The sequence below is a fragment of the Nocardia amamiensis NBRC 102102 genome, assembly GCF_001612745.1.
In the GTDB taxonomy this organism is placed as follows: domain Bacteria; phylum Actinomycetota; class Actinomycetes; order Mycobacteriales; family Mycobacteriaceae; genus Nocardia; species Nocardia amamiensis.
The window spans coordinates 1-2,473 of record NZ_BDBA01000387.1 but is presented as its reverse complement, the minus strand read 5'-3'; the positions used below and the strand labels follow the sequence as shown (position 1 = coordinate 2,473).

Below are 2,473 nucleotides of genomic sequence, written 5' to 3'. Positions count from 1 at the left end.
GTGCGACACGAGGTCGCACATGTTCAAGTGGATTGTGTTGAAGGGAGGCCGCTTGGCGGTGACATGATCTCGGGCCCGTGCTCGGTGGCCTGTTCCCGCCCCGGCGTGCGTCGCGAGTAATCGCGGGGTGCGAAGCCTGGGGTTCAAGCCGAAGGGTCCTCGTCCCATCCGGGGACTACGGGTGAGGGAAAGACCGGGCGGGTGAACGCAAGTGAACCCTCGTTGTTGCCTCGTCATCGTTGAAGATCCGCAGGTGGAGGGCGTAAGCGGGTCGAAGTAGGACTGGCCGCTGTGAAGCGGCAGGCGCCGGTAAGAGAGAGCGATCGAGCCGGGTGAGCACCGCCGTCCCGGGGTCGAGAGGGCACCCAATCCGGTCGCGTCTTGCGTGTGCGGAACGTGGAAACCCCGACGGGTCCGGTTCGGCGCTGCCGATGCCGGTGAGCTGACCGTGAGGAAGGCCGAACGCCCGGCGGGATTGGGATGACCCGAGAAGCGAATGCCGGCGGCCGAAAGGCAGCGGGAAACCGCGACCGTGATGACCGGACTCCTGCCGGTGGTCGTGGATAACCGGCCGGATACGAGCTGTTGCTCGAACTCGAAAGAGTGCTGACGCGGGTCGGGTGAGCCTGTGAGGATGGCAATGACGACAACGCTGGAACCGAAGGACATGTTGGACGCCGCGCTCAGCGCGGTGAACGGACCGGAGGACAACCCGCCCGACTGGGATCGGATCGACTGGTCGAGGGTCGAGCGGGAAGTACGACGTTTGCGGCAGCGGATTTTCACGGCGTCGCGGGACAAGGACCTTTCCAAGGCCCGACAGTTGCAGAAACTGATGCTGCGGTCACACGCCAACGCTCTGTTGAGCATGCGCAGGGTGACCGAGCGCAATGCGGGACGCAAGACGGCGGGCATCGACGGTGTGACCGTCGTGGAGAACACGGAAAAGATCGAACTGGCCCGGTGGGCGCAGCGGTCGGCGTCGTGGACTCCGATGCCCGTGCGTCGGGTGTTCATCCCGAAAGCGAATGGGAAACAGCGGCCACTCGGGATTCCGGTGATCGCCGACCGCGTGCTGCAGGCGGTGGTGGTCAACGCGCTGGAACCGGAGTGGGAGGCGCGGTTCGAGCCGCGATCCTATGGGTTTCGGCCCGGCCGCGGCTGTCACGATGCGATCGAGGCGATCTTCGCCGCGACCAAGGGCGCACGCTAAAAACGGGTGTGGGTGCTGGACGCCGATCTGGCGGCGGCGTTCGACCGCATCGATCACGACCACCTGCTCGGCCAACTGGGTTCGTTTCCCGCGCGGAAACGTATCCGGCAGTGGCTGCGGGCGGGAGTGATCGATCGCGGCCGGTTCGCCCCGACCGAGGAGGGCAGCCCGCAAGGCGGGGTTGTCAGCCCGTTGCTATTGAACATCGCTCTGCATGGGATGGAGGACGCCGCCGGGGTCCGGCATCTAACCGGAACCCATGTCGGTCACACCGCGCCGGGTTCCCCGGTGCTGGTGCGGTATGCCGACGACCTTGTGGCCCTGTGTCATTCACGTGAGCAGGCCGAACAGGTCAAGGCGCGGCTGGCCGTGTGGCTGACGCCGAGAGGGCTGGTCTTCAACGAGGACAAGACGCGAATCGTTCACCTCGGCGAGGGATTCAGCTTCCTCGGTTTCGACATTCGTCGATACGTAAACGGCAAGTTGATCATCAAACCGAGCAAGGCGGCGGTGAAGCGGTTCCGGAACAGGCTGCGCACCGAGATGCGGGCGCTTCGCGGCGGCAACGCCGCGATGGTGATCTCGCGTTTGAACCCGATTCTTCGGGGATGGGCGGCCTATTACCGGACGGTGGTGTCCAAGCATACGTTCACCGGGATCGACAGCCACCTGTGGTGGTTGACGTTCAAGTGGGCGGTGCGGACTCACCGCAACAAGCCGAAGTGGTGGGTGAAGGCCCGCTACTACGGCGCGTTCAACCCGGCCAGGTCGGACCGGTGGGTGTTCGGCGACCGCGACAGCGGTGCTTATCTCACCAAGACGGCCTGGACGAAGATCGTTCGACACCAGATGGTCGACGGGTTCGCCTCACCGGACGATCCCGACCGCTCGGCTTACTGGGCGGCGCGTAAACGGCGCGGCAAACCCCCGATCGACCGATGGGGCCTGGTCCAACTGGCTCGCCAGAACGGACGCTGCCCGATCTGTCGCGGACTGCTGCTGTTCGCCGACCACGAGCCGCAATCCCCGGATGAGTGGGAGCAGTGGATTCTTGCGGCGCGCAAGGCGATCCGTCGCCAAGCAGTCACCACCGCAACGGAATCCGCCGCGTCGGGCGGTCCGAATGCTTCACGCCTCGTGCACACCCACTGCGCCCGCAAGGCCGCCCGCCGCCGTGACGGCGGTGGCACGACCACAACCCGCGACACCTCTGGGCTTGCTTGAGCCGGATGCGGTGAAAGCTGCAAGTCCGGTTCTTAG

Annotated in this window: 1 protein-coding gene and 1 pseudogene; both read left to right on the top strand. The window is 65.5% G+C overall.

What is annotated here, in order from left to right; all coding sequences use genetic code 11:
* Window positions 1–634: 634 nt before the first annotated feature.
* A pseudogene (locus tag NA4_RS43155) lies at window positions 635–1,663 on the top strand (reverse transcriptase domain-containing protein); the annotation flags it as partial.
* Between the two features lie 60 nt (window positions 1,664–1,723).
* Window positions 1,724–2,437, top strand: coding sequence for a group II intron maturase-specific domain-containing protein (locus tag NA4_RS43150; protein ID WP_281180114.1), 714 nt, complete (start codon window positions 1,724–1,726; stop codon window positions 2,435–2,437).
* Window positions 2,438–2,473 lie beyond the last annotated feature (36 nt).